General features: G+C 67.8%; 25 protein-coding genes. 18 read left to right on the top strand and 7 right to left on the bottom strand.

Going from position 1 to position 25,655, the window contains the following annotated elements:
* Positions 1 to 84 precede the first annotated feature (84 nt).
* Positions 85 to 459 carry a hypothetical protein gene (locus tag RPX00_RS45730; protein ID WP_406635433.1) on the bottom strand — a complete coding sequence of 125 codons (375 nt, stop codon included), beginning with the start codon at positions 457 to 459 and terminating at the stop codon, positions 85 to 87.
* Between the two features lie 422 nt (positions 460 to 881).
* Between RPX00_RS45730 and RPX00_RS45725 the strand changes: the two genes are divergently transcribed.
* From RPX00_RS45725 to RPX00_RS45695, 7 genes are read left to right on the top strand one after another with little or no spacing between them, the layout of a single operon-like run.
* Positions 882 to 1,334: a hypothetical protein gene (locus RPX00_RS45725; protein ID WP_406635431.1), complete on the top strand. Its 453-nt coding sequence runs from the start codon at positions 882 to 884 to the stop codon at positions 1,332 to 1,334.
* Positions 1,331 to 2,899, top strand: a complete 1,569-nt coding sequence (locus RPX00_RS45720; protein ID WP_406635429.1) for a hypothetical protein — start codon at positions 1,331 to 1,333, stop codon at positions 2,897 to 2,899. The genes RPX00_RS45725 and RPX00_RS45720 overlap by 4 nt, the downstream gene beginning before the upstream one ends.
* Positions 2,896 to 3,837, top strand: a complete 942-nt coding sequence (locus RPX00_RS45715; protein WP_406635428.1) for a polyprenyl synthetase family protein — start codon at positions 2,896 to 2,898, stop codon at positions 3,835 to 3,837. The genes RPX00_RS45720 and RPX00_RS45715 overlap by 4 nt, the downstream gene beginning before the upstream one ends.
* Positions 3,822 to 5,702 (top strand): FAD-dependent monooxygenase, encoded by a 1,881-nt coding sequence (locus RPX00_RS45710; RefSeq protein ID WP_406635427.1) that lies wholly within the window; start codon positions 3,822 to 3,824, stop codon positions 5,700 to 5,702. The genes RPX00_RS45715 and RPX00_RS45710 overlap by 16 nt, the downstream gene beginning before the upstream one ends.
* Positions 5,699 to 5,890, top strand: coding sequence for a hypothetical protein (locus RPX00_RS45705; protein WP_406635425.1), 192 nt, complete (start codon positions 5,699 to 5,701; stop codon positions 5,888 to 5,890). The genes RPX00_RS45710 and RPX00_RS45705 overlap by 4 nt, the downstream gene beginning before the upstream one ends.
* Positions 5,865 to 6,629, top strand: coding sequence for a hypothetical protein (locus RPX00_RS45700; RefSeq protein WP_406635423.1), 765 nt, complete (start codon positions 5,865 to 5,867; stop codon positions 6,627 to 6,629). The genes RPX00_RS45705 and RPX00_RS45700 overlap by 26 nt, the downstream gene beginning before the upstream one ends.
* Positions 6,630 to 6,661: 32 nt before the next feature.
* Entirely contained in the window at positions 6,662 to 7,717 is a 1,056-nt protein-coding gene (locus RPX00_RS45695; RefSeq protein WP_406635421.1) for an FG-GAP repeat domain-containing protein, read from the top strand.
* Positions 7,718 to 8,482: 765 nt separating this feature from the next.
* Here RPX00_RS45695 and RPX00_RS45690 read toward each other — a convergent pair.
* Positions 8,483 to 9,091: a response regulator gene (locus RPX00_RS45690; RefSeq protein ID WP_406635419.1), complete on the bottom strand. Its 609-nt coding sequence runs from the start codon at positions 9,089 to 9,091 to the stop codon at positions 8,483 to 8,485.
* Positions 9,085 to 10,290 (bottom strand): sensor histidine kinase, encoded by a 1,206-nt coding sequence (locus RPX00_RS45685; RefSeq protein ID WP_406635417.1) that lies wholly within the window; start codon positions 10,288 to 10,290, stop codon positions 9,085 to 9,087. Before RPX00_RS45685 ends, RPX00_RS45690 begins: the two co-directional genes overlap by 7 nt.
* Positions 10,291 to 10,971: 681 nt before the next feature.
* Between RPX00_RS45685 and RPX00_RS45680 the strand changes: the two genes are divergently transcribed.
* The 7 genes from RPX00_RS45680 (at position 10,972) to RPX00_RS45650 (ending at position 16,121) form a co-directional block, all read left to right on the top strand.
* On the top strand, positions 10,972 to 11,457 hold the full coding sequence (locus RPX00_RS45680) for an iron-containing alcohol dehydrogenase (RefSeq protein WP_406635415.1): 486 nt from the start codon (positions 10,972 to 10,974) through the stop codon (positions 11,455 to 11,457).
* Complete coding sequence (locus tag RPX00_RS45675) at positions 11,367 to 12,173, top strand: iron-containing alcohol dehydrogenase (RefSeq protein WP_406635413.1); 807 nt, start codon at positions 11,367 to 11,369, stop codon at positions 12,171 to 12,173. Before RPX00_RS45680 ends, RPX00_RS45675 begins: the two co-directional genes overlap by 91 nt.
* A 296-nt stretch (positions 12,174 to 12,469) precedes the next feature.
* Positions 12,470 to 13,831 (top strand): glycosyltransferase family 2 protein, encoded by a 1,362-nt coding sequence (locus tag RPX00_RS45670; protein WP_406635411.1) that lies wholly within the window; start codon positions 12,470 to 12,472, stop codon positions 13,829 to 13,831.
* A 58-nt stretch (positions 13,832 to 13,889) separates the two neighbouring features.
* A complete protein-coding gene (locus RPX00_RS45665; protein ID WP_101438528.1) occupies positions 13,890 to 14,057 on the top strand; it encodes an LPXTG cell wall anchor domain-containing protein in 168 nt (55 codons plus the stop codon).
* A 59-nt stretch (positions 14,058 to 14,116) separates the two neighbouring features.
* Complete coding sequence (gene wecB / locus RPX00_RS45660; RefSeq protein ID WP_406635408.1) at positions 14,117 to 15,271, top strand: non-hydrolyzing UDP-N-acetylglucosamine 2-epimerase; 1,155 nt, start codon at positions 14,117 to 14,119, stop codon at positions 15,269 to 15,271.
* A complete protein-coding gene (locus RPX00_RS45655; RefSeq protein ID WP_406635406.1) occupies positions 15,268 to 15,969 on the top strand; it encodes a class E sortase in 702 nt (233 codons plus the stop codon). The genes wecB and RPX00_RS45655 overlap by 4 nt, the downstream gene beginning before the upstream one ends.
* Positions 15,966 to 16,121 carry a hypothetical protein gene (locus RPX00_RS45650; RefSeq protein WP_406635404.1) on the top strand — a complete coding sequence of 52 codons (156 nt, stop codon included), beginning with the start codon at positions 15,966 to 15,968 and terminating at the stop codon, positions 16,119 to 16,121. Before RPX00_RS45655 ends, RPX00_RS45650 begins: the two co-directional genes overlap by 4 nt.
* Positions 16,122 to 16,206: 85 nt before the next feature.
* Here the strand turns inward: RPX00_RS45650 and RPX00_RS45645 are convergent, their stop codons facing one another.
* The 3 genes from RPX00_RS45645 to RPX00_RS45635 all read right to left on the bottom strand — a co-directional run bounded on the left by RPX00_RS45645 (position 16,207) and on the right by RPX00_RS45635 (position 18,009).
* Positions 16,207 to 16,578 carry a LuxR C-terminal-related transcriptional regulator gene (locus RPX00_RS45645; protein ID WP_406635402.1) on the bottom strand — a complete coding sequence of 124 codons (372 nt, stop codon included), beginning with the start codon at positions 16,576 to 16,578 and terminating at the stop codon, positions 16,207 to 16,209.
* A 46-nt stretch (positions 16,579 to 16,624) separates the two neighbouring features.
* Positions 16,625 to 17,374: a LuxR family transcriptional regulator gene (locus RPX00_RS45640; protein WP_406635400.1), complete on the bottom strand. Its 750-nt coding sequence runs from the start codon at positions 17,372 to 17,374 to the stop codon at positions 16,625 to 16,627.
* Positions 17,375 to 17,553: 179 nt separating this feature from the next.
* Entirely contained in the window at positions 17,554 to 18,009 is a 456-nt protein-coding gene (locus RPX00_RS45635) for a hypothetical protein (RefSeq protein WP_406635398.1), read from the bottom strand.
* On the opposite strand from RPX00_RS45635, the gene RPX00_RS45630 reads away from it, so the two are divergent.
* Entirely contained in the window at positions 18,002 to 18,214 is a 213-nt protein-coding gene (locus RPX00_RS45630) for a hypothetical protein (RefSeq protein ID WP_406635396.1), read from the top strand. The two genes, RPX00_RS45635 and RPX00_RS45630, sit on opposite strands and share 8 nt — an antisense overlap.
* A 31-nt stretch (positions 18,215 to 18,245) precedes the next feature.
* Here the strand turns inward: RPX00_RS45630 and murC are convergent, their stop codons facing one another.
* Positions 18,246 to 19,676, bottom strand: coding sequence for a UDP-N-acetylmuramate--L-alanine ligase (murC, locus tag RPX00_RS45625; RefSeq protein WP_406635395.1), 1,431 nt, complete (start codon positions 19,674 to 19,676; stop codon positions 18,246 to 18,248).
* Positions 19,677 to 20,132: 456 nt separating this feature from the next.
* Here murC and RPX00_RS45620 point away from each other — a divergent pair, with 456 nt between their 5' ends.
* The 3 genes from RPX00_RS45620 to RPX00_RS45610 all read left to right on the top strand — a co-directional run bounded on the left by RPX00_RS45620 (position 20,133) and on the right by RPX00_RS45610 (position 25,565).
* Positions 20,133 to 21,815, top strand: coding sequence for a hypothetical protein (locus RPX00_RS45620; protein ID WP_406635393.1), 1,683 nt, complete (start codon positions 20,133 to 20,135; stop codon positions 21,813 to 21,815).
* A gap of 151 nt (positions 21,816 to 21,966) precedes the next feature.
* A complete protein-coding gene (locus tag RPX00_RS45615) occupies positions 21,967 to 24,198 on the top strand; it encodes a hypothetical protein (RefSeq protein ID WP_406635391.1) in 2,232 nt (743 codons plus the stop codon).
* Positions 24,199 to 24,359: 161 nt separating this feature from the next.
* A complete protein-coding gene (locus RPX00_RS45610) occupies positions 24,360 to 25,565 on the top strand; it encodes a sensor histidine kinase (RefSeq protein WP_406635389.1) in 1,206 nt (401 codons plus the stop codon).
* Positions 25,566 to 25,655: the final 90 nt, after the last annotated feature.

Genomic DNA, 25,655 nt, shown 5'->3' with positions numbered 1-25,655 from the left:
AGACCACCACAGATGTAGCGGTGCGGATCCCAGCAATCGTACTGGTTGATACAGGCGTCGCGGAGGTCCGCTGCCAGGCGCTCGTCACAGACGTCCCGGTCGGTGGTGCTGCAGGGGGCCGTGCAGCCGTCTGTCTTCTCCTCGCCGCCTCCGCTGGCGCCGCCGCGGTTGCCGAATCTGCCGTTGTTGTTGAGGGCGTCGTTGCATCATTGCCTTGCGGGCCTTCGCCACTGCTTCGGCCCGGGGCGTTTCGGGTGCGGCTGCCTCGTCCGGCAGTTTGCGGGTGTCGGCGTCGAGTCGGTCCTGCTCGGCGGTGTTCCAGGTCGCCTGGGCCTGCTGCTCCTTCTCCTTCGCCGCCATCGCCTTCGCGGCCTCGCGGTCGCGCTGGGTGCGGGCTGCCAGCTCGTCGCCTCGGCGTGCAGGGGCCTTCGGAGAAATCCGGCCGCTGCTGGAAGGCACGGCCTAACCGAAACCGCAAGGACCGAATTGGACCAATCCATCAAACGCGCTTCCGACGCTTCTCCGAGTCGTTGTCTTCACGCCGGAGATCCTTCACGAGACTCCTTTCCGGTATCAGCAACCCAGCGATCGGCCTGCTGAATTCCGCCCGTTGCTCCGCCTGGAGGTCACCCGGTCAGCCGGTTCCGGTGCCGTAGTCCGGCGGTTAGCGTGGTGAAAGGATTTCGCATCCGCCCTGGGGGGGGGGACTGGGGGAGCGTGCGTTCGACGCACCGGAGGCGACGACGGAGTCCAAGGAGGAAGCTGTGTTTCCCCAGCGTTCCAGTCTTGCCCACTCTGCTGCCGGTGCCCCGGCGGAGCGGATCGCGCGGCGAACAGTGCTCGCGGGCACTGTTGCAGCCGCTGCGGTGTCTGTTGTCGGTGTGGCACCGACCGCTGCCGCGGCACCCCTGACCTCGCACGATTCCGACGAGGAACTGCTTTTGCACGTCGCGGGCACAGTCGCGGTTCTCCCGGTCGCCTTTCCCGCGTTCGACGAGCAGGGGACTGCGAAGCAGCGGGTCACCAAGAAGCGGTTGCAGCAGGTGCTTTCGCGCATGAGCGATGACATTCGCGGCGATCTCGTCGACGGTCTTGCCCAGGTGCGGACGATGCTGTCGGTGCGGGACGACGAGGAAACGGTCGTCCGGGCCTTCGGCCGGGCGGCCGCGAGTTCCGCTCAGGTCCGCGGACTGCTGGCCGTGGTTTCTGCTGCGATCGCGACGATCTCGTCCCGGTTCGAACCGGGGCAGCGGCCCGCGGCGGAGTTGTGGCTGGATTACGCACGCAGGTTCGCCGCGATGCCGGCGCGCGGGAGAGAGGCCGGAGCGAGATGACGTTCTCCCGGCAGGCCCACAATCGACTGCAGCAGGGCCGCGACGACCTGATCCGCGGATTCGCGCAGCGGCGGGGTTTCAACGGCGCGGGCGTGGCTTACCGCATCCGCAACGGCGAGACAACCGACGAGCCCGTAATCGTTGCCTTCGTGACAAAGAAACGTTCGCCCGCACTCCTCTTGCAAGAGGATCTGCTGCCGAGGCAGGTGAACGTCGACGGGGTGAACCACGGTATCGACGTGGTCGAAGCCGGTCCCTTCATGCTGGGCGGCACGACGACATTCGACCCGGACGCGCCGGCGACGATCACCGGCAGGTACCGGCCGGTGCGCCAGGGCAGCCAGATCAGCAACATCGCGATGGACGGCTACGGCAGCCTCGGCGCGATCGTCCGCGACCTCAAGGACGGCTGGCCGAGCATCCTGTCGAACAACCACGTGCTCGTCCTGAACAACTCCAGCACCTCGATCGGACAGGCGATTACCCAGCCGTTCACCGGGAAAGCGGCGGACACGGTCGCGAACGTCACGCGGTTCGTGCCTTACACGTTCGGGGTGACCAAGCCGAATATCACGGATGCCGCACTGGCGCGGCTGTCCGAGGCCGAGGCCAAACAGGTGACCGACGCGGTCGCGGAAGACCTGATGGAGCCCTACAGCACCGACCACCCCTGCGTCGGATTGTTCTTCGCGGCCGATCCGACGAACTTCTACAGCGTCTCGGCGAAGATCGACAACACGTTGACCGAGGTCGGCGCCGACCTGCTGACCGCGGAAGCCATTTACGTGCCCGGCCCTCCGGATCTCAATGCCCCGGTGGAGAAGGTCGGCGCGCGGAGCGGATACGCATCGTCCCGCATCCACGCGATCAACATGAAGTTCCCCGTGTTCATGAACATCAACGGGGGCATGCGGATCGCGTGGTTCACCGATCTCGTCGGCGTTCCCCGGTTCGGCTGGCCGGGCGACTCCGGCTCCACGATCCGGCTCGGCGGCGACGGCGACACCCGGCTGCCGATCGATCTCGGCCTCAGCAAATGCGAGGTGACCGGCGCGGTCGCGTCCATGTACGACCTGCCGCTGGAGAACGACATCCCGCTCGCTGACCGCGTTCGCGACCAGTTCATGGCTTCGAGCACGACGGGCAACTTCCTGACCCAGCTGTTCTACCTGAACAACGGCGTGATCCTGGACCGCACGCAGGGAATCGAGGCGTCGCCGAGCGAGAAGGCGGGCGCGGCGAGCATGTACGACAAGTACCGGAACTTCGTCGACTCCGCGCTGGCGAACCCTGATCGGCCGGGTCTTGTGGTGACCAGGGAGAACATCGACGATGCCGCGCTGGGGCTGGCGTCGTTGCAGGGCAGGATGACGGCCGAGGAGACGAACGCGACCAACGATCTGTTCACCTCGCTCGTCCGCCAGACCGAGGGAATGAACCACCAGCAGCTGGTGGCGTTCATGAACCGGACTGACGTGTTCAACAAGGTCTGGGACACGACGGCCGTGGTGCCGACCATCCGGGCGCTCGGATCGCTCTACGGGGCCGAGCATCGGCCGCGGTGACGAATTTCGAGCGGGTGACGGATTTCCCGGCCTCCGTCCGGTTGAGACTCCTCGAGCTGACCGAAGACTTGCCCAGGGTGCTGCGTCCGGCGGTGGTGCCTTTGGTCCAGCGGCCGGGCAAGGGGATCAGGGCCGCCCTGGTGGCGGCCGCGGCCGAAGGGAGTTCTGCCCGGCGTTCGGAGCTGGTGCGCCTCGGCGCGCTCGTCGAGTTGCTGCACCTCGCGTCGCTGGTCCACGACGACGTGGTGGATCGCGCCGCGACCCGGCGTGGCCTGCCGAGCGCGCACGAGCGGGAGGGAGCCGACGTCGCGCTCTTGGCCGGCACTGCCTGCGTCGCGCTGGTGGGGCAAGAAGCCGCCGACCTCGGGCCGCGCACCGCGACCGCCGTCAGCAGGTGCACCGCGAATCTCGCGCTGGGCCAGATGATGGATGTGGAGCGGGCGTACGACACCGAACTCGACGTCGAGGACTACGTGGCGATGGTGGTCAAGAAGACCAGCGAGCTGTTCGTGCTCAGCTGTGTCCTCGGCGCCGGAAGTGCTGGCCGCGACAGCTCGTTCGTCACCGCGGTCGCGGCGTTCGCCACGGAGATCGGCGTGTGCTTCCAGATCCAGGACGACTGCAAGGACTTCCTGCCCGGTGATTCGGGGAAACCCGCGGGCACAGACCACAAACTCGGCCTCTACGGGCTGCCGACGCTGCACGCCTTGCGCGTCTGTTCCGCCGAGCTTGAGCCGTTGCTGCTCGCTCCGGAAATGGACGCGACCGCGGTGCGGCGGATCCGCGAGCTGGTCGTCGCGTCCGGTGGCCTGGACCACGCGATCGGCGAAGCCCGCCGCCATCGGGAGTTGGCGTTCGAGGCACTTCGCCCGTTCGAACGCGAGGCCGCCGGAAAGAGGCTGCGGGAGGTGACCGAAGCGGTATGGATGTTCTCGTGAAGGGGGCCGGCCCGGCAGGCTGCACCGCGGCGCGGCTCCTCGCCGCGTCCGGCTTCGACGTCCTGCTGGTGGAGCGGCCCCGGACCGGACCTGACCACCAGATGGTGGTCGAACAGTCCGTCGCACCTGCTTCCGCCGCGGGGGTGAGCCGTCTGCTGCTTTCGTTCGGCGGTGAAGCGCCGCGGGACTTCGGCCGCTCGGGCATGGTCATCTGCTCATATCGCACGCTGGTCGAGTCGTTGCGGGAAGCCGCGGTCGCCGCCGGTGCCGTGATCGCCACCGCGGTGCCCGACGAAGACCTGCCCGGGCTGGTGGTCGACGCGACCGGTGCACCGCCGCACGGCGAGCGGCCGGGACACGGGTGGACAGTCACCGGAACCTGGCGGAACTGCGCCGTCGAAGGCACCGTGGTAACCCACCTGACCCAACCGGACGACGAGAATCCGCGGGCGGCCCCGGCGGTCGTCCGCGTGGTTCCGGTTTCGGGCGCACCCGGGACGGCGACGGTGTCCGTGACCACCATGTCGTCCCGGCCGCTCGCCGGAGACCGCATCGAGTCCGTCGTGCGCGCGGCTGACCCGCGGATGGCCGCAGCGGTCGCGGTCAGTCCGTTGACGGTCTATCCGGTCAACGCCGGTTTCGCGCCGGAGAACGCGATCCGAGACGGTGCTCTTGCAGTAGGCGAGGCGGCAGGACTAGTCAACCCGTTCACCGGCGACGGGATCTCCTACGCGATTCGCAGCGCGGAGATCGCGGCTGAGGCGGTCGCTCGCCATCGAAACGATCCGTCGCGGGTCAGCGATGCCTACCAGGCAGGGCTCCGGGCTTCCTTCGTCGGCTACTTCCACTCCGCCCGGCACGCGATCCGGCACTACCACCTGGCCTGGCGAATCCTGTCGAGTTCGGCGTCCTCGGAGCATCCGTTCTTCCGGCAGAGCCATCGTGCGGTCCTTTTCGGCGGCGCGATGGCACACGACGCTCTCCGGGCTCGGCGAGAACCGGCCGATCCTGTGCGGCTGTACCTCGCGCCGTTCACCATGGCCTGCAATGAAGTGGCTGTCCGCAGGATCGGTGACGAATGGCCATTGTTAGCGATGCACACGCTTGGCGGCCGTGACGGTCTTCATCGGGGCATCCGGCCCTCTGCGTTGTTCGCGGGCGCGTTGATGGCGGCAGGCGACCATCCCGACGTGCGTCAGGTGCCAGTGGCCGCTGCGATCGAACTGGCCCTTCTCGGCGCACTCGCGCACAGCGTTCCCGCCGGGGAGGCGAGCGCTCCGAGCTGTGGCGTGGACTGGCGTTATGCCTCCTCGGTGATGGCCGCGGACTACCTGCTGGCGACAGCGACCGACGTCCTGACCACTGCGCGACCAGACCTGGCCGCGGCTTTCGCGGCCTGGCTGACCTCGCTCGTCGCGCTTCGGGCGGAACACAAGACGGAGGCGCTGTTCGAGACCTTCTTCGAATTCCCGGCTCGCCTTGGCGCTTATACGGCGGGCTCGGATGACGCGACGGTCGACGTATTGCGCCAGTTCGGACGCACGTGCGGCAGGCTTTTCCTCCTTTCCGAGGACCGGGCGTTGCTGCTGGAGCGGCGAGGAAGGCTGGACACCACATTGACCGGCGCGTTAGCCGCGCGCCTCACCGGGTTGCCAGTTCGATTCGGACAGTTGAGCGAGAACGAGATGCGGGCCCGGAGAAACGTTCTGACGGAAAAACTCGATGAGACCATCGCGGGAGAACTCCGTGCGGTCGACGAGTCGGTCGCGAAGGCGGTGCCCGCGCGATGCGAGCGAGTGCTGCGCTATTTAGCGCGTTCGCTCGCCAACCCGGTCCCCGGTTTGGACGAGGAGGCGGCGCGGTGAACCGGCTGGGACCGATCTTGCTGGCAGTGCTGCTGCTCGTGGGCGGATGTGTCGATCTGCCCGGCGAAGCGGGTCCGCCACCGGCGTCGCGCCTGCTCGCTGGCACGTTCCGGCTAGCCCGTGATCCCGAAAGCCCAGCCGCGATCTGGACGCGCCAGAACGTTGGCGGCAAGTCGCCAGCCTTCTGAAGCGATCCAGCGCGACATCGCCTACACCCCAGTCGCGCACCGCTTCACCGCGGCTGACGTGGACCTGAGCCAGCACGTCCGCGACTACCAAGCCCAGGCGGCGAAACAGCGTTGGATGCCGATGCTCGTCGCGGCGTTCACCGAGCCTGGTGCTTGTCCCGCCGAGCGTTCGTCCGCTGTCGGAGGCCTCGCACGCGGCCTCGGCGACGGCAAAGCGATCGTGGTGCTCGAGCCCCGCCTGCTGGGCGGACAATGCGCGGACACCGCGAGGGTCACCCGCTACCTGGACGCGTCGGTGCGGCAGCTCCGCGCTGAGGCACCCAACGCGTTCGTGTTCCTGGACGTGTCAGCAGGCGGAACAGTCGACGAGCAGCGTGCGCGGTTGATTTCCGCCGGGGTAGCGCAGGCCGCCGGCGTCACCTTCGGCGTCGGCGGCTACACCCCGGCCGCACAGCTGGCCGGGCCCGCTCGGCAACTCTACGAAGCCCTTGCTGCCGCTACCGGCCGAAGCGACTATTTCCTGCTGGCTGACAGCTCCCGCAACGGTGCCGTCGTCACCGGGACCTGCAATCCCGCCGGTGCCCGGATCGGGCCGGACTCGGTGCTGTCCGACCAGCCGGGCGCACTTCAGCAAGCCTGGCTCACCGTCCCAGGGGTCTCTGACGGTCCCTGCGGAGCCGCGCCCGCCTCGCGCGCGGGCGAGTTCGTCCCGGACCTGGCTCGCCAGCTGACCGGGTAGTCCACCCACACCACGAATTGGGGGAGACGATCATGAAACGCACCACGAAGAGACCGCTGCTGGCCGGAATGATCACTGCCGGACTGCTGTGTTCCACGCTGGTGACGACCAGCGCGACCGCTCAAGGTTCCCCGCACAAGACCGCCGTGCCGAGCGTCGGACCGGCACTCGCGACGATGCTGCAGCACCAGAAAGCCGCCCCCGCGAAGAGCCGTGCGGCGATCACCTCGTCCGCCAACGACCTGACCGGCGACGGGATCGACGACGTCATCGCCAGAGACCGCGCCACCACCCGGCTGGACGTCTTCGCGGGAAGCGGAAGCCTCAACGGCGCCGCCACCCTCACCGGTCCCACCCAGATCCGGGCATCGACTCCCGACCGGGTGTGGTTCGGCCAGGGCGACCTCAACGGAGACGGCCGGAACGACGTCGCGAGCATCGACAGCGCCGGCGTGATGTACGCCGCGTACAACCAGGGCACCGTCGCCGGGGTGCCCCAGCTCAGCGCCGACGCGTCGTTCATCTCCGGCTTCACCCCGAGTTCGCCGATCTGCTTGGCGGACTTCGTCGGCAGCGACCCGAAAAACCCGCTGGAGCCGGACGGCCGCGCCGACATCATCATCAAGAACGCCAGCACGAAGGCGATCGACCTCTACGTCAACGACGGAATGGTCAACGGCAAGCCGTCCTACAGCTACCGTGGTCAGCTGCTGACCGCCGCGGACTACGTGACCGGCATCCAGCTGGCCGACCTGACTGGCGACTACTTCAAGGACATCCTCATCACGATGTCCGACGGAACCCTGTGGATGCTCGACCTCTTCGCCGACGTCGACTCCAGCGGGAAGCCCGTCGCCAAATGGTTCAAGATCATCGGGTCGGGCATGAACACGGCCGACCACATCCTGTTCCCCGACTTCAACCACGACGACTACCCCGACTTCGCCGCCCGGCTCACCGCGTCCGGCGAGTTGCGGGGAGTCCTCCACTCCGGCGTGTGGAACCCGGCGAAGCCCGAAACGGTGTTCAACGCCGCCACTGGCCAGCTGATCAAAGCCGGTTGGTCGAACTACGACTGGGTCTTCTGACGCGGCGCCGTGGTGTGCCCAGCCGGGCGCACCACGGCGGTTCCCAGATGGGGGAGGCTTGTGTTCGCGAGGCCCGGCGGCGCTCGTCTCCCCGGTTCGGCGATTCACCTCGGCAGGCCGTTAGCCGACCGGAGGAGCTGACGTTTCTTGCGCCGACGCAGGCGGTTCACTGGCCCTCGCGTCGCAGGAGCGCCAGGACGCTGGTCGGCCACCTGGCGGAGGATTTCGTGGACTCGTCTCTCCTGGCTGGTTCTGCTCTGCTGCTTCGCGGTGGCGTGCGAGGGTCGCCTGCGCGACGGCGGCGATGTCCGCGAGCGCATGACTGCATTCAGGGAAAGCGTCCGACGGGCGTGGAGCGGCCCGTCGCCTCCGGTTGACTCGCTCGACCGTTGAGCCGCTGAAGGCGCGCCCTACCGGATACAGCCAAGAGTTGGGGTTCGCATACGAGCGGGCTCCGGCTCTTGGTGGAGCGACACCAGTGTTCCCGACAGTGCGGCAGCCATGGACGACCACGTGACGACGTGTCGGTCCGGCGGTCGCTGACCGCTTGCTCGAGTTCCTCCGCGTGGACTGCCGCCAGCGCCGCTTTGCCGTGCGAATGCAGGGAATTGAAGAACTCGCAACTTTGTTGCCGGGTTTCTGACTGCCCGCCCACCGCCACTCGGCAGACGGTCCTTGGCTTTTGGCCTGGGAACGGATGTGTCCTCGAGAAATCCCGAGCAGTTCCGGCGGTCCGGGCGCACAAGGCCAGGGCCCTGTTCCCGCTCAAAGCCAGCCGTAATGTTTGGCGATTCGGATGGCGTCCGTCGAGTTGCGGGCGCGGAGTTTCGCGATGATCCGGGTGATGTAGTTTCGCACCGTTCCTTCGGCCAGGTGCAGTTGGGTGGCGATCTGCGGGGGAGGGGTGCCGGTCGCGGCCAGTTGGAGGATGCTGCGTTCGCGAGGCGTGAGGGGGTTTTCGCCCGCTGCCAGGGCGGAGGAGACCAGGTCGGGCGAAACGACTCGCTTGCCCGCGTGGACGTCGCGGACTGCTTCGACCAGATCGGCGGCGGCGACGCCCTTGGGCAGGAAACCGTTTACGCCTAGGGTGAGCGCCTCCCTGACGACGCCGGGCTTGTCCAGCGAGGTCAGCATCAGGATCCGGATCGCCGGAAGCTGCGCCCGGACCCGGGAGGCCACGGTGAGGCCGCTGATGTCGGGCAGCCCGATGTCGAGGATCAGCACGTCCGGCTTCAGGCTGTCGGCGAGCTGGACGGCCTCCTCTCCCCGCTCGGCCACCCCGACCACCTTGAGGTCGCGCTCCAGCTGGAGCAACGCGACCAAGGCCTCGCGGAGGACTCGCTGGTCCTCGGCCAGCATTACCCGGATCACCACGCGGCTGCCTCCTGTCTCGGCAAGGATTCCTGGGTATTGCCCGAATCGAACGGCAAGGCGGGCAATCGTACGTCGAGGGTGAATTTTCCGCTCGCCTGCTCGGCCTTGACCGAGCCGCCGAGCCGGGCGGCCCGGTCGGTGATGCTGCGCGGTAGCGGAGCAGGCCCTGAACCCGCGCCGTCGTTCTCGAGCCGGAAAACGTAGTCGTGGTCTTCTTTCATCAGTGTGATGGTGCATTCGGAGGCTGAAGCGTGTTTGAGGATGTTGGTGGTTCCTTCGCGGACGATCCACCCCAGCGCCTCGGCCGTGATCCCGTCCGGGGACGCGGCGACGCGGAGTTCACAGTGGACGCCGGCCGCCTCGAGAAGCTCGACGGCGCCGCGGAGTTCCTGGTCGAAACTGGTGTTCAGTCCGCCGTGCACGATGCCGCGCATGTCGTCCAGCGAGTCTTTCGCGAGGTGGTTCACCGCGGTGATCTCGGACCGCGACCGCGCCGCGTCGGTTCCGGCCAGCCGTCCGGCGAGTTCGCTGCGCAGCATGATCACGACCAGGCTGTGGCCCAGGCGGTCGTGCAGTTCCTGCGACATCCGGGCGCGTTCCTGTGCCGCGCTGAGGCGGCCGATCTCCGAATGCGCCTTTCTCAACTCGATCGTCAGCACGGCCATAGTGGTCAAGGCGCGAATACTGATTCCTATCGCGATGAATTGGACCAGCAAATTGATGCCGTGATAGATCTTGTCGCCGGTGCTGATCGGGGCCGGAGCCACGAAGCTGACGATGCCGACGGTCAGCAGCAGGCCGTAGGCCGACCACGCGACGCGGGCCTCGCGGGCAACGATGAGGCACAGCCAACCGGTGAGAATGAGCGAGGGAGCCCAGCTGTCCGGCAAGCACAATGCCCTGGCACAGACCAGGGAAAACTGGACGAGGACGAGCGTGCCGACGGCCCTGGCGCTGGCGGTCGGCCGGATCCGGAAGGCGAGGCCGATCATGCAGACCGCGAGGAACGGGAGATAGCTCGCCCCGATCAGGGCGGCTCCGAACTCTCCGTGCGTGCGCTTCGCTTGCTGGTACTCGCTCAGCACCGCGGACCACAGGTACAACGCGCAAATGCCCGAGGTCGCCAGCCGAACGCCCGGCCCGTTCGCCCATACGGTTTTGGCGAGGCCGGCTACGGGGTCGAACAGCCTGCTACGCATGGGTGCGGCATCCTCGCGTTCCGCGCGGTGACTTCGCTCGCTCGGCCAGCCGTCCGGCGACCGGTGGACGCCGCCGGGTCCACCATGAGGTCGCCACGGTCACGTATTCCTCCTGCCCCGGCATCGGGCCCGCCGAGCCGTGATTCCGCAGCCTGGTGAAATGCGGATAATTTCATCCTAGATGCGGGATCAGCTCATACCGGCGCGTTAAACCTACCTGTTCGGGTGATTCGTGAGCGGTCCTTCAGGGTGAGTTTGGGCGCTGGTATTGCTGGCAGTAGCACTGATGGGTGGCGCTGGTCGGCTGCCCACCCGCAGATCCGTAGCGCGCGAGCAGGTTGGACGGGAGCTGCCGGGCACGGCGTGGCCGTCCGGCCCGGAGCGAGGGCGGCCGAGTCATTCGTGCCGAAGGCCTTGCCCCGAGCTGCGGCGCAATGCCATTCATTTATTCCTGGTTATGGCGTGAAAATATCATGGCATTAATCGGTTCAGGCCTGACCCGGTACGACGGCGGTTTGCCATTCGGTCGCAAACCGTGCCCCATTGTGTGTAGGTCCGCCGCGCTCGTCTGGGCATAATTCGACGGCAGTGGCCGGGCCGGCAATCCGTCCGGCCCGATTCGGCACGCGATCGGGACGCGGAATGCGCCGCCACCCGCGACGGGAGTCAGGCGAAGGGGTTATGGGACGGGTCAACGATGTGGTGCGGTGGGAATGCGGGACCCGGGTGTACGCGGGCGACGACGTGTGGCGTGCCGTGCCGTCCGGGGCGGCGCTGGGATCGCGTCTCATGCTGGTGGTGGGCGCCGGGTTCGCCGCGGCGAACTTCCTTCTGGTGGAGACGCTGCGAGTTCACCTCGGCGTCGAGGCCGACCGGGTGCTGTTCGTGCAGTCGCCCTGCACGTTCGGCAAGGTCGAAGAGCTGGCGGGCGCGCTGGAGAGGGCGGGGGCGGACGGGGTGGTGGCGGTCGGCGGCTCCTCGGTGCTGGACCTGACGAAACTCGCCTGCCGTCATCTGGCCGACCGGCGGACGCTGCCGACCGTGCGTGCCCGCGGTGCCCGCCGGGGGTCGTCCGGTTGCCGCCCGAATCGCCGGCGCAGCTGCATCGGACGTTCGTCCCGACGACGATCGGCGCGGCCGCGGCGGTACGGCCCTTCGCGTCGGTAGTGCTCCGGGGGCATCCCAGGCTGGTGGAAGGCGCGGGACTGACGCCGGACATCGCCGTCGTCGACAGCGCGTTCACCACGTCGCTGCCGCCGCAGGCCATTGTCGAGGGGATCTCCGCGTCGGTCATGCGAGCGGCCGACTGGTATGTCGCGGACGAGGACGCCAACCCGTTGACCGAGGCGGAAACCAGGACCGCCGTGAGCTTGCTCGTGTCGCTTGGCATGCGAGCGGGGAAAGACGGGCTGGACGCACACGATCGCCTGCTCGCCAGCTGTGCGGACATGGCCCAGTTCGGTCTTCCGCTGGCCGGCCACCAACCGGTCGTCACGGCTTCGCGGGCGGTCTCGGCCGAATTGGCGTTCGAAATGGGCGAGCCGTTCAACAGTGTGCTGGCGGCGTTGCTGCCGGCCATGTGGCAAGCCGTCGACGACGGCGACGCATTGCTGGGAAGCAGGGCCAGGCTGCGTCGCGTGTGGAGCTGGATTCGCGCCGCGGGCTCGCCGGAGTGGCCCGCTGAGCCGGGGCCGGGCTTCGCCGCGGTGTTCCGGTCGTGGAAGCTGGGGTCCGGTCTGGCGTGCGATGCCGCGGTCGCGTCCGCGGCGAGCGTGCGCACGCTTCGCTTCTGGGAGGCAGGCGTCCCCGCGCTCGCCGGCCGGTCGGCGTCGGAACTGGCCGGATGGATCGGGGACGCGGTTCAGGCCGAGGTGTGCAGCTGACCCGCGCCGCGCGGCGTGAATGTTTCACGCGTCCGCCGTTAAAACTGCTATAGCCCAGCGGGGGTAAAACGCCGATCTTCTTGATCTGCGTTGACGGCGCTGTCCATACTCTGGGGAGAAAATTCTCGGAATCGCCGAGTGCGAATGGATTGATTGCGTTCCGCGGAATTCGCGAGGCAATCACGAGGGGCCACGGGGAATGTCATGCCGGAAACCAGTCGGATCATCGTCGACGCTGCGCTCGCCGAACGCCGGCACCGCTTCGCGCGGTGCGTCACGGAGAGGCTCGCCCGGACATGCTAGCGACAATTATCGGCGTGTTCACCTTCGTGAGCAGCGGCGTCTTCATCGCTTATGTGTGCGCCATCGTCGTGCCGTTCCTCGGCCGGAAGCGGGCGCCGGCCGGATCCCAGGCCGACTTCTCCTGGCACTTCTTCGTGCCGTGCCGGGACGAGGAAGCGGTGATCGGCGATACCGTCCGGCGGCTGCGGAGGACATTCCCCGACGCGCACGTGTGGGTCATCGACGACGACTCGCATGACGCCACCGCGCAAATCGTCCGGTCGCTCGCCGCCGGAGAAAGCCCGGATCCGTTCGTCCACCTGGTCAGCCGGCGTCCGCCGCACGCGCGCACCGGGAAGGGCGACGCGCTCAACTCCGCCTACCAGCAGCTCGCGGCCTGGCTGGGCAGGCACGAGCACTGGGAGAAGGTCATCGTCGGGGTGGTCGACGCCGACGGCGTGCTCGCTCCGGACTGCCTGGACGTGTGCGCGGCGGGCCACCTGTTCGGGGACTCGTCGGTGGGAGCGGTCCAGCTGGAAGTGCGCATGCTGAACCGGCACACCCCGCCCTCCTCCGGCAGTCGTTGGCGACGCTGGGCGGAGCTGAAGCTGGTGCAGTTGCAGGACATGGAGTTCCGCACGGCGATTTCGGCCGTACAGCATTCACGTGCGTACGCGGGCACGGTGGCGATGGGCGGCAACGGGCAGTTCACCAGGATGTCGGCGCTGCGCACGATCGACCGGGGAACCGGGCAGCCGTGGCGCGGGCTGCTGCTCGAGGATTACGAACTCGGGCTGCACCTGCTGATGGCCGGTTGGCGGACCGCAGCGACGTCGGATTCCTATGTGTCCCAGGAAGGGCTGTACAGCCTCCGGCGATTCGTCACGCAGCGCACCCGATGGGGCCAGGGCACGATGCAGTGCGCCCGGTACCTGCCGTCGATCTGGCGGTCTTCGCAGTTCAGCGAACTCGGCGTGATCGAGGCCAGCTACTACCTGATCCAGCCCTGGCTCCAGCTGATCGGCGCCGTCGTCTACCCGGTTCCGGTCGCGCTGCTGCTGGGCGCGGTGATCCGCGACCCGGCGATGCTGGCGGGAGCGGCGTCGATGCGAACCGTATTCCTTCTCTTGCTTTTCGTCGCGATCTCCACCGGGCCGTTCGTGGTGTGGGGAATCATTTACCAATTCCGGTGCATCGGAAGACCGAATCTGCTCGCCGGCGTCGGCTACGGACTGGCCTTCACGTTGTACGTCGGGTTGTTCTACGTGACTTCGCTGCGTGCGGTGTATCGGATGATGCGAGGCCGGCACGGCTGGGCCAAAACGCGGCGGAACGCCGAGTCATTCAATCAGGAGGAGGTTGCCGTCGAAGCATGAGCAACCGGGGATGCCCGTCGAAAGCCACTGGTCACACACTCGCACCGAAAGGACCTGGATGTACAAGCACGGACGCGTCGGCACGGGCACGGCGGGCGGCCTCGCGGTCACCGGAGCCAGCCTGAGCTGGTGGATCGCACTCGCTGTCGCCCTCGTGGCCCTGGGAACGATGTTCGTCCTGTTCGCCCGGCGGCGACGCAGGATGGCGGAGGAATCCGACAAATGATCGAAGGTGGCGGACGCCTGTCGCCACTGCGGGCGTCCGCCACTCGCGGAGGGGAAGAAATGACGATGAATCCAGAACTGCTCCTTTTTGCCGGCACCCGGCCGGAAGCAATCAAACTGGCGCCGGTCGCGCTCGCGGCCGGGGAATTCGGGTTTCGGGCCCGGATTGTCGCCACCGGGCAGCACCCGGCCATGGTCGACCAGGGCCTGGCCCCGTTCGGGGTGGCGCCCGACGACCGGATCGTCCTGTCGCGGGAGACCGGCTCGCTGAGCGAGTTGTTCACGCGGCTCGTGCCCGAAGTGGACCGGGTCCTGGCGGAGCGCCGCCCGGCCGCGGTCGTCGTCCAGGGCGATACGGCGACCACCCTGGCGTGCGCGCTGGCCGCGTTCTGGCGGCACATTCCGGTCGTGCATGTCGAGGCGGGCTTGCGCACCGGAGATCTCGAATCGCCGTTTCCCGAGGAAGCCAATCGCCAGCTGGTCTCCCGCATCGCCGCCCTGCACCTCGCTCCCACGCCGGCGGCCGCCGCGGCGTTGCAGGCGGAGGGAGTGCCGGACGAGAAGATCGTCGTGACCGGGAACACCGTCGTCGACGCGGCACTGCACATCGCCGGACAGGGCCTGCCGCCCAAGAACGTCGCGGTCGCGGCGGCCTTCGCCGGGCTCAGGCCGCGGATCCTGGTGACGATGCACCGGCGGGAGTCGTGGCGAAGCGGCATCGGCGAAGTGCTGGGCGCGGTGATGCAGATCGCCCGGGAGTTCCCCGGCGCGCGGTTTTTGCTTCCGTCGCATCCGAATCCGAAGGTGCGCCAGATCGTGCATCGGATCCTCGGGACGTGCGACGCGGTGACGGTGACCGAGCCGCTGGACTACCCGGACCTGATCTGGGCGCTGTCGAGGTCCGCGCTGGTGATCACCGACTCCGGCGGCATCCAGGAAGAGGCGCCGACCTTCGGGGTGCCGGTGCTGGTGGCCCGCGACACGACAGAGCGCCGTGAGGCGGTCGACGCGGGCTGGGCGCGGCTGGTCGGCACCGACTTCTCCGAGGTCGTGACCGCCGCACGCGCGGTGCTGGCCGGGCGGGAGAAGGGGCCGGGAACGCCGAATCCGTTCGGTCGCGGCGACGCGGCCCGGCTGACCATGGAAGCGCTCCGCAGCCGGATCCTGGACTATGACCGGGATCTGACGGCCGGTGCGAGCCCGGGCGCGGCATGACCGCGCGGCGCCTCGCGGAGGAGGAAGACACCCAGGCTCCGAGGCGGCGGAGCAGCGCGCGGTGGACGGTGTTCGGGGTGCTCGGGGAAGCCGTCCTCATCGTCGGGTTGGTGATGCTCGGCTTCCTCGGGTACGAGATGTGGGGCACTGTGGGCGAGCTGAACGCCGCGCAGAGCCAGCTCGAGCAGGAGCGCAAGGCCTTGTGGGACAGCGATCCCACGATCAGCGGCGCGCCGCAGGCGGTCGCCGAGCCTCCGGCCGACGGCGGCCCGGCCGCGGTCCTCGCGATACCGCGACTGGGCCTGGAGTGGACGGTCGTCGAGGGGACCCGGTCGAAGGATTTGCGACACGCGCCGGGGCACTATGCCGGGACGGCGCTGCCCGGCCAGATCGGGAACTTCGCGGTGGCCGGGCATCGGGTGCGCGGCATGTTCTGGGACCTCGACACGATCAAGCCAGGGGACCAGATCACGGTGGAGGACCGGACCCGCCGCTACGTCTACGAGGTCGACACGAACCGGATCGTCCGCCCGGACGACGTCGGGGTGCTCCTGCCCGTTCCCGGGCAGCCGGGACAGACCCCGGCGGAAGCCCGGCTGACCCTGACGACCTGCAACCCCAAGTGGGACAACTACGAACGGCTGATCGTCGACGCGCACCTGGTCGGCAGCGCGGCGAAAGCGGAGGGAACACGATGATCGCGCGCCTCTGGCGGATCCTGCCCGGCCCGGCCTGGGTGCGGGCGGTGCTGCTCGCGGTGCTGTTCGCCGCGGCCTGCGCCGGACTGTGGTTCGGCCTGTATCCCTTGCTGGACGACTGGTTCATGACGACGAGCCCGGTCTTGGACTGATCTCGCACCTGTGGCGGATGCAGCGTGGTCGGAGACGCCCCGCGCGATGCTCCCGTCGTGACCGCGGCAGGCGGGCGGTTCGGCTTCAGATGAGTCCCGCTCGGCATCCGATCAGCACCGCATGGGCGCGATCGCGCGCTCCGATCGCTCTGAACAGTGCTTTCAGGCTTGCCTTGACGGTGTTCTCGGATCGGCCGAGCCGGTTGCCGATTTCGGCGTTGGTCAATCCCCCGGCGATCATGCGCAGCTGAAGCAGGGAGGAGTCGGAGATGGCGCCCGTCCGCGCCCGCGCTTCGTCGATCGCCGTGGTGCGGACGAAAACCTGCAGCGGGCTCACCGGTCTGCTGATCGAGGTCAGTGCGATGCCCTTGGCTTCCAGATAGTCGCGGGCACGGGTAAGCGCCTCCGGGTCCGCGCCGACGAAAACCGGGCCTTGCCGTTCGGTCTGTTCCGCCATGGTTCAGTTCTCCCGTTCAGACGATGGATTTTTTGGCCGGTGCCGGTCATCGGGCGGCGGATTGCGCGGGCGCCGGTTGCGCCGCCTGGGGGCCGATCAAGTTCTCCAGGTGGCCGAGCGCGACCGCGTGCGCACGGTTGCGGGCGCCGAGCTTCCGGTACACGTTTTTGACGTGGCTGCGCACGGTCTCCGCGGACACGGATTGGGCTTCCGCGATCTCGGCGTTCGTCAACCCGATGCTGATGAAGCCGAGAATCTGCATTTCGCGCAGGGTGAGTTCGTCGCTGTTGCGGCGGCGTGCTCGCGGGATGCGCGGTTCCGGCGCTCCCGGAAGGAACTCGGCGGAGCTGCCCCAGAGGTGGTACTGAACGATTCGTTCGGCGAGCTTGACCGGGCCGACCGCCCGGTCAAGCAGGCAGACGGCGCCGTATTCGGCGAATTTGCCGACCCGCTCCGGAGTGAGTTCCGCGGCGCTGACCAGGACGATGACGGTCCCCACGGCGGGGCTCGAGGTCACCGCCCGGATGAGGTTGCCGCCGACGTCGAGCCGGGCGTCGAGAAGCAGGATGTCGGGCCGCATCCGGCTGCTGAGCGTCAGTGCGCGGTTCCCGTCGTTGATCGCGCCGATCCAGCTGAGCCGGCGCGACCGGTCGACCACCGCTTTGACCCCGAGCTGGAACAGGACGTCTTGGTCGGCCGAGCACAGGGTGAACGCCGTCTCCTCGGACCGGCGCGTCCGGCCGTTCTGGGTCTTCTGCGCGAGCAGGGGACCGAAGCCATCAGGTTGTCCTTCCACCGTGCCCGATTCGCGCCAGGCGAGAATCGCGGCAGCGGGCAGAGCCGTGGTTTTCCCGGGAATTCGGGCGAGTGCGAGCCGACTTTAGCCGACAATGCGCGGCGGTTGGTAGGCGACGCGACATCCGGTGCGGGATATGTGCGGAAATTCCTGATTGGTGCGTGAATATTTCATGTTATTCAGATTCGTCGGCAATGGGGCGAGTTTTCTTTAACTGCGAGCGCGACCTGCAGGAGTTCCCCGCCGATCAGCGCCATGGTGCCACCCGCTTCGGCGAGCACAAGCAGGGTCGGCGGAAGGCTGTCGCGGATGCTGCGCAACGTGGCGAGGTCGGAACCTGCCGCCACGGTCACCTGTGCGTCGAGATCGAAAGCGACTTCCGCGTCTTCTTCGTCGTAGACCTCGAAAACCGCGGTCATTCCCAGTTCCTCGGCGAGTGCCGCGAACCGCGCCAGCTCGGCGGGCTCGGCCAGCGCCGGCAGCAGGGTGACGGCGTCCGCGCCGAAAGCACGGGCTTCCCATATCTGGTACTCGGACGCGATCAGATCGCGCTGAAGCGTCGGAACGCTCGTCGCCAGGCAGACGTCCGCCAGCTCCGCGAACAGGTCGAGGTCACGGTCCCGCCAGGTGCGCACACTGAGCGCGGGACAGCCGCGCGCCACCGCGGTCCGTGCCTGGCCGGCGGACCTGACTTCGCAGACCGCCGAGAGCCGGCAGGACTGGCAGACTCGCCGGAAGTTCCGGCTGGGCTGGCTTTCCCGCGCCAGCGTGCGGATGCTCGCGGCGCTGCAAACGCGACGGCGGGCGTCCGTCCTCGCGATGGCCGATTCGCGGATGTAGCTGGCAAATTTCATCTCCCGGCCTTTCTCGGTCAGCGGGTGTGTTCGAGGGTCTGGACGATCTGCTCGGCGACGCGCGCCACGCCCGGGGCTCCCAGCGTGACCACCAAGTCGCCGGGGCGCGCGAAGGCATCGACCGCGCGAGCCGCGGCGTCCGGAGTGCGCGCCAGGAATTTGTCGTGGTCTGGCAGGCTCACCAACGACGTCAAGGCCTCCGAGGGCGCGGCGTGGTCGAAGGAGCCGTCGGAATCGAAGACCGGAAGCACGACGACGCGATCGGCGACGGAGAGCGCGTCGGCGATCTCGGTCTGGAATTGATCCATGCGGTACTGCCGGCACGGCTCGGCGACCGCGATCAGCCTGCCGCCCATCGCGGTCCGCCGCAGGGCAGTCAGCGAGGCGCGGATGGAAGTGTGGTGGCAGGCGTAGTCGTCGTAGACCCGGATTCCGCGGGGCGCGCCTTTCGCCTCGAATCGCCGGGCGACGCCAGCGTATTGAGTGATGCCGAGGATCGCTCCCGACCGGGACGCCCCTAGTCGCATGGCGGTCAGCATCGCGGCGCCGGCGTTCAATGCCATGTGCCGTCCAGGGACCGGAACCTCCACCGCCGCGTCGTCCTGGTCGGGGAACCGGGCGATAAAGCGCACCGAATCGGGGAATTCGCCTTCGACGTGCACGGACAGGTCGGCCGGATTCCCGTCGCTGAAGGTGTACACCCGGATCCCCTTGGCGCGAAGGTCTCTCGTCACCCGCCGCGAATAGGGGTCGTCCTCCGGCATGACGACGAAACCGTGCTCGCCGACCCGTTCGGCGAATCCGGAGAACGCGCGGGCCAGAGTGTCGATGTCGCGGTAAAGGTCGAGGTGGTCGGTGTCGATGTTGGTGATGACGACCGCGTCGGGCTGATAGGCCGAGAAGGACCCGTCGCTTTCGTCCGCCTCGACCACGACAGTCGAGGTCTCCCCGGCACCGGCTCCCGACCGGTTGCCGACCCGCCCGCCGATCACGTAGTCCGGGGAGGCTCCAGCCCCGGACAGCGCGCTGACCAGCATCGCGGCCGTCGAGGTCTTGCCGTGCGTCCCCGCGACGGCCACCGAAAACCGGCCCTCCATCAGCGCCGCGAGCGCGACCGAACGATGCACCACCCGGATGCCCCGGTCCGCGGCCGAACGCAACTCGACGTTGTCCGGCGGAACCGCGGTGGAATAGACGACGGTGTCGACGCCGTGGAGATTGCTCTCTCGGTGGCTGGTGTAGATCGTGCATCCGGCGGCGCGCAGCCGCGCTAGCTCAGGCCGGTCTTCGATCTCGCTGCCGCTCACCCGCAATCCGCGCAAGCTCAATGCCTCGGCGAGGCTGGCCATGCCGACGCCGCCGCACCCGACGAGGTGGACCCGGCCGAGCTGCGCGACCGCGCCGAGGCCGTTGTCCGCGATACCTGTCGTCCGCAACGAAAAGTCCATGTCGGCAATGCTCCGGTTTCACTTTCACGGGCGCGTTCGGATGAGGTCATCGTTGAGTAACGCGCGGATGATCGGCGTGAGTTTCGGCGGATGGTGAAGTATTTAACGGACTGGCCGTGAATATTTGCACGTATCGTCCATGGGTATTGTCCGAAGTGGCCGCGGCCGCGAGCAAACCGGGTTCGTGCCTGCTCCGGGGAGGCTGATACGGTCCGTTGCGTCCGACCGGGCCCGCGACATCCTGATGCCACTGTGCTCGGCGGAGACGTCTCCGTCCGGTGCGGGCTTCGACCTGGCTGGACATTTATTTCTTCACTGTTCGGCAGTCAATTTCTGTACACTCCTATAGGGTGGGGAAGTTCGATTTCGCTTGTCCGTCTTCGGCCGCGGGTCGCATAGTTCTCCGCAAGCCCCCGGAACGTGCAGGGGGAAACAGCAAGCGGTGGAGACCGATTCATGACTGAAGTCGAACGGGGACACAATTTCCGGCCGTCCTGGCTCGCGAAGTCCGCGATGACAGGAGCGTTGGTGGTGGGGCTGGGCGTCGGACTCGTCGGCCCCGCGATGGCTGAGCAGGACGGTGCCAAGCCAGACGAGAAGGGCAGCACCGCTCAGCTCGCGGACGGCGAAGGCTACAAGCTGAACGCGACGGGCGATGAAAACGGTCGCGTCGAAGTCCGGAGCAGCGACGAAAAAGTGCGGCCAGGACAGCCTGCCTGGGTTTCCGCGAGGTACGCGAATCGCAACCTCTTCGATGTCATCAAATTCCACTCCGAAGGCAACGGGATTGACTGGAAGAACGACCTCTTCAAGCTGGGCTCCAGCTGGTCGGGCGCGATCCAGGTGGGCGGCCGGGATTGCAAGAATCTCGGTGGATCACTGGCGGCACGGCCCAACTACAGCAACGGCACGAGCGGCGGCTGGATGCCGGTCGATCTGCTCAATGTCGGCGAGTGGGCCATCAACGTCATTCCGCAAATGCTCGGTTCCGATGGTCTGATCACCGTCGAGACCAAGTGTGATTTCGTTGTTCCTAAAGATGCCAGTGCGGATGGGCTGCCCATCAATTACAAACTGGACCGGAGCAACCTTTTCGGCATCCTCAACAAGCATGTCGAAACGAACGCGACCCTGCCGGTAGCGGCGTTCCGGGCGCCGAACGTCCCGACCATCGAGAGCCCTGGGCCGAATGGCAAGATCGCGCCGGGCGAGTTCATCCGCGGGCGAGTTCCGGACGGCGGGTACAAGCCGAAGATCCAGGTCAAGCTCGGCGACAAGACCCTTGGCCCGGTGTCGGTCGACGAGGACGGGAACTGGCAGGTCGCGGTTCCGGCGGACACTCCTGCCCAGCCGTACATCCTGACCGCTCGATCGCTGGGCCAGAACGGCGACCCGGACTCCGCTTCGACGGAGCCCCGGTTGATCGAGGTCACGGGCCGCAACGACGCGGTGGACAAGCCCGTGATCACCTCGCCGACCGGCGACGTGAAGGCGGGCGACGAACTGACGGTGACCGGGGCCGACGGCAATCAGGTGAGCGCGGTCGACCAGAACGGCAAGGTGCTCGCCGGTCCGGTGACGATCGCCAACGGGCAGGCCAAGATCAAGCTGCCTTCGGACCTCGGCGGCGCCACGCAGATCAAGGTCGTCGCGAAGCCGAAGGACGGCAGCGGCGAGGGCAAGGCCTCGGACCCGAAGAACGTCGTCGCCGAGAAGCCGGAACTGTTCCAGAGCGACCCGCTGACTGTGCAGCCGGGCAAGGACGGTCCGGTGAACGTGAGCTTCGTGCCGAGGGACGGCGACTTCTCCAAGATCGCGGGCAAGACGCTGGTGTTGACGGCTCCGGACGGTGTGGTCTTCACTGGCGCAGCGTCTTACCAGACCTTTGACGATGCCCACAACCCGCTCAAGGGTGGCGGGGTTTGGCTCGGAGAAGACCTCGCCAAGGTCAGCAATGGCGGCAAGACCCTGACGGTGACGCTGCCGTCTGCCGACGAGTTGAAGAATTCCAAGATGGTCGAGTTCAAGGTCACGGCTACCGCCAAGGCAGGCGAGGGCGCGACCCCGGGCGAGAAGACCAATGGCACTGCGACGGTCGACGGATACACCGCTCCGCTCAAGGTGACCTTGGCTCGGTAACGAGCCTCGCCGGGGAGATTTCCCCGGTCGCCTGAAGTTCCGCCGATGTGGCCGTAACCGTGGTCGGGAGTCTGCCGTGGTTACGGCCACATCGCTTCGTTCCGGCCGGACTTCCGGCCGGCCTCCGTTTGGAAAGTCCCTGGAGAAAAACATGTCCGCAACGGGTAATCCGGCGTCCGGCCAGACCGGCGCCCCCGAACCGCCGGAGTCCTCCGGTCCCGCGCCGTCCTCGTCCGCCGCCACGGCGGTGGTCAGCGGGGATTTGATGGCCGAGCTGGCCGACAGTTGGGCGAGTGCCGGCGATTCCGATCGGCTGGCCGGGTTTTTCGCGCTCGCGCCGGACAATCCGGCGGCCGCTTTCGCGGTGTACGGCGACGACGAGGACACCCCGCAGGTGTTCGGCCAGCCGATCGCGGCTTGGACGGCGTTCCGCGAATGCGGGCCGGGCGCCAGATTGCTCGCGGTCGGCGACGCGCTGAACCGGAAGATCGCCGTCATCCGGCTGGACGGGGTCACCGAGTTCGTACCCGTCGACCAGGAGTCGGTGACGGGGGCCGGTGCACCGGAGGCGTTGCGCGCGTGGCGGGAGCATCCGCTGGACGCGGCCGAGCCGGACGGCGAAGCGGAACCCGCGCCGGAAACCCCGGCGGAGGGCGGTGCCTCCCGGGGAATGGGTTTGTGGCGGCTGGGCTACGCGATGCTCGGCCTGGTGGCGCTGGTCCTGGCGTTCCTGTTCTTCCGGGTGACGATCGACGATTCGTTCATCACCTGGCGGTACGGGGAAAACCTGGTCGAGCACGGGGTCTGGGGCTGGAACGCCGACGGTCCGCCGGTCGAGGGGTACAGCAATCCGCTCTACGCGTTCCTGTCGATCATCCCGGCATTGCTGGGCATGTCCGCCGAACTGTTCTTCAAGATCGTTTCGGTCGCGCTCGCGGTGGGCTACGTCGTGGTGGTGCGCCGGGCCGGATTGCCGCGGGTCCAGGAGTTCGTGCTGCTGGCGGTCGCCCTGGCCAGCCCGATCTTCTTCCTTCAATTGTTCATGGGCCTGGAGACCGCCTCTTTCGCATTGCTGATCGGCTGGCTGTACGCGATCGTCTACCGGCGGGGCGGGCTGGGCCGCACCGGTTTCGCGGTCGCCGCCGCGGTCGCGCTGAGCCGGCCGGAGGGAATCGTGCTGGCCGCGGTCGCGATCGGCTGGTCGCTGCTGATCGACCGGAGCCGGGGAAACCGGCGCGGCGCGATCGCGGTGCTGGCCGGCTGGGCGGTTTACTGGGGTGCCCGATGGTGGTATTTCGGGTCGTTCTTCCCGAATCCCTATTACAAGAAGGTCGCCGGCGACATTCCGCTGCCGACGAAGATCCTGGACGCGATGCCCGTGGTGGGGCCGATCCTGCTGCCGATCGTGCTGGGCCTGGCAATGGGGGTCGCGCTTTACCGGAGGAGCGCCAAGACGTCGATTCTGGAGCGCCCGGATCTGCTGCGGGACGCGGTGCCGGTACTGCTCGCGGTGACCTCGGCCGCCGTCGTCCTCGGTCTCTACCGGCAGTCGATGCTGGTGATGGACCCCGGCCACCGCTTCTACTGGCAGCTGCTGTTCCCGGTGGTGCTGGTCGTGCTGAGCAGGCGGATCCGCCTGACCGGCCCGCGCGAGCTGGACCGGTCCGCGCTCCTGGCCCTGATCGCGGTCGCCGTCGCCGCCGGTACCGCGGTGGCCTGGGATCCGGGAAACCTGACGACGGACGTCTGGGTGGGCGCGGGCATCGTGGCGATCGCCCTGTACGCCGGCGGGGTCCGGAAGATCGCCGGGGCTGCGCTGTTGGGCGCGATCGGGCTGGCCGCGGTGCTCGGGTTCGGGAATTCCGCGGAGACGACGAACCTGCTGGCCTATCGGTACCGGATCATGGCGCATCAGGAAGTCGGCGAGACGATCCGCGCGACCAAGCTGCCCGACGGTGCGATCGCGATCGGCGACTCCGGCGTGCTGCCGTACGAGGCCGACCGGTCCACGATCGACCTCGGCGGCCTCGCCAGCCGGGAGTCGTCCGCAGGCAGTCTCAGCCCGGAATGGCTGCGGAGCCGCAACCTGCAGCTCGCGGTCATGCTGTCCGGTTCGGACGACGCGGGGTCGGCGTGGACCGGCGGGGCTTCGACCTCCGTCCTCGATTACGTGCGCGACCCGCGCAACGGCTTCTGGTCGGCGAACGGCGCGGTGGCCGGGCCGGGCTACTACCTGAACTACTGGATCGGCCCGCAGTGGCAGAAAACCCCGCTGTCGGATCGGCTCGGCACTGTCTTCATGCGCACCAAGGCACAGAACGACAAGCCCGACGCACAGGTGTTCCTGGACAACCTCTGGAACTTCTCGTTCCTGACGAAGTAGCGGGGCGGTGGTGTCCGGGTATTCGCTCATCCGCATTGCCGAGCGGCGTGTCTTCAGCCGGTTCCTGCCACCCGAACGGATGATCCGATTCGGTGGGACGCCCGCGGCGCGGTTAGCATCGCGCTCCGGTAAGGCAGGTCTGGCGAGGGGCAGGGCGCGAGATGGACCGTTTCCTGTGGCCGGTGCTGGGCAAGGCTCGTTACTGGCGGACCATTCGCATCGGCGGCCGGGCGTTTCTGCTCGCCGCGGCCGGGATCGTCGGGGTCGTCGTCGGCGGAGTCGTCACGCCGGGCACGGGGAAGATCCTTGTGGACACCGCCGACCTTCCGCTGTCCGCCTGGTATGCCGTGCTGACTTTGCTGCAGACGCTGATCTGCCTGCACGGGCTGGTGTTCCGCGCGGCCGGGGTGCAGTTCCGGGAAACGTGGCCGCTGACCGTGCCGAGCACGCTGATCACAGTCGTCGTCGCGACCGCCTTTCACGATGTGCTGAGTCCCGCGGGCGCCATCTCCATGGTCGGGATGCTCTTGCTCATTCTGGTCCGCAACGGGTGGGTCTGGGCAGTATGTTGCGGCATCGGTCTGATCGCGCTCGCGACGTTCTGGTTGTGGCCGATGCCTGAATCGTCGATGCCGGATGACGCCGCGATCGCGCAGGGAGCTGTCGTCGGGATCGTCGGTGCGGTCGCCGTGCGGGCCACGTCCTGGCTTGCTTTCCGCACGGTCGAGCTGGCCGCGGCGAATGCGGAGATCGCGCGGCTGACCGTGCATCAGGAGCGCACCCGGATTTCCCGGGAACTGCACGACCGGCTCGGCCACAATCTCGTGTCGATCATGCTGCGCACGGAACTCGCGGAGCGGCTGGCGGAGGGGGACCGCAGGCAGTCCGAACGGGAAAGCCGGGCCGCGCATCGGCTGGCCCGGCAAACCCTGCAGGAGATGCGCAGCATCGCGCACGGCACGCTGGTCGCGGATTTGGACGCCGAACTCGCCGCGGCGATCGACCTGCTGGAGTCGCGCGGAGCGGTCTGCCAGATCAGGATCGGCGACCAGCCCGAGGGCGCTGCCGCCGAGACCTTGGCCTGGGTGGTCCGGGAAGCCGTGACGAACATCCTGCGCCACAGCCAGCCGGTGAACTGCACGCTGGAGCTGGTCCGGATCGAAGACCGGTTCGAGTTCCTGATCGGCAACGACGGCCTGCTCTCCACGGAATCGGTGGTGCCGGGGCACGGGCTGGCCGGCATCGCCGAGCGGGTCGAGCGGATCGGCGGAACCTACGGTGCGGAAAGCACCGGCGACCGTTTCGTGCTTCGCGTGACACTGCCGGCGAACAGCCCGGTGCCGGAGGACGTGCCGGCTGACGAATGAGCGCGGTTTGGGCGCTTGACAGCGAGCACACGCCGGGCTCACCCAGAGGGGTATTGCGCGGCGAAAAACTTGAATCAAATTCACATTCTA

Source organism: Amycolatopsis sp. WGS_07 (assembly GCF_045278895.1).
Classification (GTDB): Bacteria; Actinomycetota; Actinomycetes; order Mycobacteriales; family Pseudonocardiaceae; genus Amycolatopsis.
This window is presented reverse-complemented; position numbering and strand designations above follow the sequence as displayed.

Excerpts from the sequence above, each read along its gene's own strand:
- RPX00_RS45720 (WP_406635429.1), top strand. The coding sequence starts at position 1,331 with ATGACGTTCTCCCGGCAGGCCCACAATCGACTGCAGCAGGGCCGCGAC.
- RPX00_RS45710 (WP_406635427.1), top strand. The coding sequence starts at position 3,822 with ATGGATGTTCTCGTGAAGGGGGCCGGCCCGGCAGGCTGCACCGCGGCG.
- RPX00_RS45695 (WP_406635421.1), top strand. The coding sequence starts at position 6,662 with ATGAAACGCACCACGAAGAGACCGCTGCTGGCCGGAATGATCACTGCC.
- RPX00_RS45685 (WP_406635417.1), bottom strand. The coding sequence starts at position 10,290 with ATGCGTAGCAGGCTGTTCGACCCCGTAGCCGGCCTCGCCAAAACCGTA.
- RPX00_RS45680 (WP_406635415.1), top strand. The coding sequence starts at position 10,972 with ATGGGACGGGTCAACGATGTGGTGCGGTGGGAATGCGGGACCCGGGTG.
- RPX00_RS45670 (WP_406635411.1), top strand. The coding sequence starts at position 12,470 with ATGCTAGCGACAATTATCGGCGTGTTCACCTTCGTGAGCAGCGGCGTC.
- RPX00_RS45665 (WP_101438528.1), top strand. The coding sequence starts at position 13,890 with ATGTACAAGCACGGACGCGTCGGCACGGGCACGGCGGGCGGCCTCGCG.
- wecB (WP_406635408.1), top strand. The coding sequence starts at position 14,117 with ATGACGATGAATCCAGAACTGCTCCTTTTTGCCGGCACCCGGCCGGAA.
- RPX00_RS45655 (WP_406635406.1), top strand. The coding sequence starts at position 15,268 with ATGACCGCGCGGCGCCTCGCGGAGGAGGAAGACACCCAGGCTCCGAGG.
- RPX00_RS45650 (WP_406635404.1), top strand. The coding sequence starts at position 15,966 with ATGATCGCGCGCCTCTGGCGGATCCTGCCCGGCCCGGCCTGGGTGCGG.
- RPX00_RS45645 (WP_406635402.1), bottom strand. The coding sequence starts at position 16,578 with ATGGCGGAACAGACCGAACGGCAAGGCCCGGTTTTCGTCGGCGCGGAC.
- murC (WP_406635395.1), bottom strand. The coding sequence starts at position 19,676 with ATGGACTTTTCGTTGCGGACGACAGGTATCGCGGACAACGGCCTCGGC.
- RPX00_RS45620 (WP_406635393.1), top strand. The coding sequence starts at position 20,133 with ATGACTGAAGTCGAACGGGGACACAATTTCCGGCCGTCCTGGCTCGCG.
- RPX00_RS45615 (WP_406635391.1), top strand. The coding sequence starts at position 21,967 with ATGTCCGCAACGGGTAATCCGGCGTCCGGCCAGACCGGCGCCCCCGAA.
- RPX00_RS45610 (WP_406635389.1), top strand. The coding sequence starts at position 24,360 with ATGGACCGTTTCCTGTGGCCGGTGCTGGGCAAGGCTCGTTACTGGCGG.